The 4,358-nt window shown below is 69.4% G+C and carries 2 protein-coding genes; both read left to right on the top strand.

Annotated elements, in window-relative coordinates; all coding sequences use genetic code 11:
* Positions 1-2,781, top strand: a 2,781-nt coding sequence (gene dnaE, locus ABZ842_RS38635) for a DNA polymerase III subunit alpha (RefSeq protein WP_361548533.1), incomplete at its 5' end; no start/stop codon positions are given.
* 1,235 nt (positions 2,782-4,016) lie between these two features.
* Positions 4,017-4,289: a putative ATP-grasp-modified RiPP gene (gene tgmA / locus ABZ842_RS38630; protein ID WP_361548530.1), complete on the top strand. Its 273-nt coding sequence runs from the start codon at positions 4,017-4,019 to the stop codon at positions 4,287-4,289.
* Positions 4,290-4,358: the final 69 nt, after the last annotated feature.

Here is a 4,358-nt window from a genome sequence, read left to right as displayed (position 1 = left end):
GGTTCGGGTTACTACCTGAAGTCGACGGACGAGATGTATGCGGTGGATTCGTCGGAGGCGTGGCAGGAGGGGTGCCGAAACACGCTGCTGGTCGCGGAGCAGGTCGACACGGCGGGGATGTTCGAGTCCCGGAACCTGATGCCGAAGTTCGACATCCCCGAGGGCTACACCGAAACCACCTGGTTCCGCTCGGAAGTGCTCACCGGAATGCGCCGACGCTATCCCGACGGCTGGAACGAGCGCTATCAGAAGCAGGTCGACTACGAACTCGACATCATCGTCGAGATGGGGTTCCCGGGGTACTTCCTCGTCGTCGCCGACTTCATCATGTGGGCCAAGCGCAACGGCATCGCCGTCGGCCCCGGCCGCGGCTCCGCGGCAGGCTCCCTGGTGTCGTACGCCCTCGGCATCACCGACCTCGACCCCCTGGAACACGGCCTGATCTTCGAGCGGTTCCTGAACCCCGAGCGCGTCTCGATGCCGGACGTCGACATCGACTTCGACGAGCGCCGGCGCGTCGAAGTCATCCGGTACGTGACCGAGAAGTACGGCGCAGACAAGGTCGCCATGATCGGCACGTACGGCACCATCAAGGCGAAGAACGCCATCAAGGACTCCGCCCGCGTGCTGGGCTACCCGTACGCGATGGGCGACCGCATCAGCAAGGCCATGCCCGCCGACGTCGGCGGCAAGGGCATCGAGCTGGCCGGCATCACCGATCCGTCCCACCCCCGCCACGGGGAGGCGGGCGAGGTGCGGGGGATGTACGAGAACGAGCCCGACGTACGGAAGGTGATCGACACCGCGCGGGGCGTGGAGGGCCTGGTGCGGCAGATGGGCGTGCACGCGGCCGGCGTGATCATGTCCAGCGAGCCGGTCGTGGACCACGCCCCGATCTGGGTCCGGCACACCGACGGCGTCACCATCACCCAGTGGGACTACCCCCAGTGCGAGTCGCTGGGCCTGCTGAAGATGGACTTCCTCGGCCTGCGCAACCTCACCATCATGGACGACGCCGTCAAGATGGTGAAGGCGAACAAGGGCGTCGACCTGGAACTCCTCGCCCTCCCCCTCGACGACGCACCCACCTTCGAACTCCTCGGCCGCGGCGAGACGCTGGGCGTCTTCCAGTTCGACTCCAGCGCGATGCGGGCCCTGTTCCGGCTGATGAAGCCGGACCAGTTCGAGGACATCACCGCGGTCACCGCGCTCTACCGGCCCGGCCCGATGGCCATGAACTCCCACACCAACTACGCCCTGCGCAAGACGGGCCAGCAGGAGATCACCCCGATCCACCCGGAGCTGGACGAGCCCCTGAAGGAGGTCCTGGACCTCACGTACGGCCTGGTCGTGTACCAGGAGCAGGTGCAGAAGGCCGCCCAGGTCCTCGCCGGCTACTCCCTCGGCCAAGCCGACCTGCTGCGCCGCGCCATGGGAAAGAAGAAGAAGGAAGTCCTCGACAAGGAGTTCGTACCCTTCCGCGCGGGCTGCCGCGAGCGGGGCTACTCGGACGGGGCGATCCAGGCGGTGTGGGACGTGCTCGTCCCCTTCGCCGGCTACGCCTTCAACAAGGCGCACGCCGCGGCGTACGCGCTGGTGTCGTACTGGACCGCGTATCTGAAGGCGAACCACCCCGCCGAGTACATGGCCGCCCTGCTGACCTCGACCAAGGACGACAAGGACAAGTCGGCCGTGTACCTCAACGAGTGCCGCCGCATGGGCATCAAGGTGCTGCCGCCGAACGTCAACGAGTCCCGGTCCGACTTCGCCGCGCAGGGCGACGACGTGATCCTCTTCGGCCTCTCCGCCGTCCGCAACGTCGGTACGAACGTGGTGGAGGCGATCATCCGCAGCCGCGGGGCGCGGGGGCGGTACGCCTCCTTCCCCGACTACCTCCACAAGGTGGAGGCCGCCGCCTGCACCAAACGCGCCACCGAGTCGCTGATCAAGGCCGGCGCCTTCGACGAGCTGGGCCACACCCGCAAGGGGCTGATCGCCCACCACGAACCCCTGATCGACAGCGTCCTCGCGGTCAAGCGGAAGGAGGCGGAGGGTCAGTTCGACCTCTTCGGCAGCGCCGCAACCGGTTCCGGCTCCGAGCCCGGCTCCGGCTTCGGGCTCGACGTCGAGTTCTCCGACGTGGAGTGGGAGAAGTCCCACCTCCTCGCGCAGGAGCGCGAAATGCTCGGCCTGTACGTCTCCGACCACCCGCTCTTCGGCGTGGAACACCTCCTCGCGGCCCGTACGGACACCCCGATCTCCCAACTCGCCGGGGGCGCCAGGCCGGACGGTGCGGTCGTCACCGTCGGCGGCATCGTCACCGCGCTCCAGCGGAAGATGACCAAGCAGGGCAACGCGTGGGCCATCGCCACCGTCGAGGACCTGGCCGGCTCCGTCGACTGCCTGTTCTTCCCCGCCACGTACCAACTGATCGCGTCCGCCCTCACCGAGGACACCGTCGTCCTCGTCAAGGGCCGCCTCGACAAGCGCGAGGACACCCCCCGCGTGGTCGCGACGGAACTCACCCCGCTGGACCTGAGCGCGGCGGCCGGCGACGCCCCGGTCCGCCTCGACGTCGACGCCGCGCAGGTCACCCCGCACACGATCCGCCGCCTCAAGGAAACCCTCCACGCCCACCCCGGCCCCGCCCCGGTCCACCTGCGCGTCCACGGCCGAACCCGCACCACGGTCTATCTGCTGGGCTACCGCGTCTCGACGCATCCGGCGTTCTGGGCGGACCTGAAGGCGTCGGTGGCGGTGACGGTGGTGGCAGGAGGGTGACGCGCGACACCGGGCGGTCGAGACGCCGGCGGTCGCATTTCGGCCGCGCCGACGCCGGAGCTATGCCCCTTACGCCCAGGCATGCGCCCCCGACCATCCCTCCCGTAACACCGGTCGCTTCCGCCACTCGGCAAGGTGGCAACGGACCGGCCGGCGGCTTCCGCGCCCCGAAGTGCGGCGTCAGGGCGTGGCAATTACGCAACCGTCTTGTGAAAAAGTGAGGATGCGTCAGTCAGTTTCCGACGGCCCGGCCGAGTGGCCCGTTCGAACCTCCCGCCCTTCGTGACCTGTCCCGTGAGGGTGCGTCAATCGAACAGCCGGATGCGGCATTCCCTGGCCGGCGCCCCCGGCCCTACTGACCGACGGGCCAGCACGACGTACGACGCAGGGGCCGACGCCCGACGGCGGAGGCAGCCGCCCTTTCGCAGGACCGGCAAAGAGCGCTTCCCCGCAGGTCACAGCCGCGCGGACGGGACCGGCCGCGACCAAAAGCCGTCCTTGTCGCAACGGGTGCGGCGACCTAGATTCCTGATCAAGCCGGTTGACAGGCACATGCCCCACCCGCTCGGGGTCGGACGCCGTCGGCACCACCAAGGCCCGTCGTGCGGATCGGGCCGAACGAGGGAGCCAGGCGGTCCCAGTGGCCCCGGATCCACGCGGAGGCGAGCAGTGAAGACCAAGCGCACATCCCCCCACGACGGCCTTCCCCCCTCCCGACGAGCCCGGCCGCGCGCCGGCTCCGTCGGTGCGTCGGCCGTCGCCGCGCTTGTCGCTCCCACCGCCGTGGCCGGGTCGAGCGGTGGTGACGCGCTCACCGCGCCACCACCGCTCGGCTGGCGGACGCGGACGCTCCGATGCCCCAGGTGAACGCCGACTGACGCGCGTCCACCACCAACGACCGGCGCGGGGCCGGAGGCCCCCTGTCGGCGGGGGACCTCCGCCCCGCGCCCCGTTCGGATCGACCCAGGCAGCCCGTCAACGGGCCGCGCTGGCCCTGATCCACCTGGCGGTGGCGGCACTGATCCAGGGCGCCTGCGCAGGGCGTCCGGGTCTTCTTCGGTTTCGTCCTGGCTTCCCAGGGCGGCGTACCTGGTGGCCGGTGGCCCTGGGGAGCCGGGCCGGAGATGCGGAGTGGCGGAACTGAGGGGGCGCGCAGGCGGTGGTCGGTACGGTCAGCCTGGCCTTCGGGGGCAGCAGGTACTGTCCTGCGCCCCGGCGATGAGGAGGACACGTTGATGCAGAACGTTCCGTGGGCCTTGCGATTAGTGACTGACCGGCTGCCGGTGTCGCCACCGCCCTATGCGCACGTCGAGCTGGACCCGCTCACGCAGCTCGCCCGCTACACCGACGCGACCGGGCAGGTCGTGGAGATGGGGAAGCACGGCACGAGCAAGACGAAGGGAACGGCATCGAAGTCCGGGTCGGTCACCTGCTCCGCGAGTGCGTCTGCCCTTGCCTCCCAATCCATGACGGGCCTCAAGGCTCCTCTTCTGTTTCGTGGTGGGTGAGGGGGAAGTGGGTGGGTGGTGGTGGGTCGGGGAGTATGCCGTATTGGTGGTCGACGGTGGTTCGTTCGG

Origin of the sequence: Streptomyces sp. NPDC047315, from assembly GCF_040643215.1 — a bacterium.
Classification (GTDB): Bacteria; Actinomycetota; Actinomycetes; order Streptomycetales; family Streptomycetaceae; genus Streptomyces.
This window is presented reverse-complemented; position numbering and strand designations above follow the sequence as displayed.

Excerpts from the sequence above, each read along its gene's own strand:
- tgmA (WP_361548530.1), top strand. The coding sequence starts at position 4,017 with ATGCAGAACGTTCCGTGGGCCTTGCGATTAGTGACTGACCGGCTGCCG.